This window comes from Undibacterium sp. Dicai25W, assembly GCF_049340505.1.
GTDB lineage: Bacteria > Pseudomonadota > Gammaproteobacteria > Burkholderiales > Burkholderiaceae_D > Undibacterium > Undibacterium jejuense.
Genome location: NZ_JBMPOQ010000055.1, coordinates 1 through 549, shown reverse-complemented (window position 1 = coordinate 549; position 549 = coordinate 1). Strand labels below are relative to the sequence as shown.

Sequence of the window (549 nt, the reverse complement as noted above, 5' to 3'; positions counted from 1 at the left end):
TAAACTCTCTTATGATTCCAGGTGTGGCCACGTCGCCTTATTAACTGAAAATACTTGCCAAATCCCCGTTCCGGAAAACGTTCTGCCAATTCCTGCAAAACTGCAATGATGTCGTCATCCGGTACCATCCGCCGCTGATAGCTCATGCTTGAACGTGAGAGTTGCATCGCTTTGCAAGCCTGACGCTGGCTAAGTCCAACCTCTTGCAGTTGTTTGACGAAATCCCGTTTCTGGTTCGGGGTTAGCGCTTTAAACCGATCACCTCTTTAAACGCATGGTTCTCTAACGATAAATCAGCAACCATCATTTTGAGCTTACGATTCTCTTCCTCCAAGTCTTTGAGGCGCTTTACGTCGGCTGCTTCCATACCGCCATATTTAGCTTTCCATTGGTAATAGGTAGCTTCAGAAACACTATGTTCCCGACAAACATCTTTGACCAATCTACCAGCTTCAACCGCTTTCAATATTCCAATGATCTGTGTCTCTGTAAATCTGCTCTTACGCATTTCTGTTCTCCTTTGGCATATAAGTTTGCCTCAAGAACTCT

At 45.0% G+C, this 549-nt stretch carries 1 pseudogene; it reads right to left on the bottom strand.

Annotated elements, in window-relative coordinates:
* Nucleotides 1-508 (bottom strand): annotated as a pseudogene (locus ACO0KY_RS19665) (transposase); the annotation flags it as partial.
* Nucleotides 509-549: the final 41 nt, after the last annotated feature.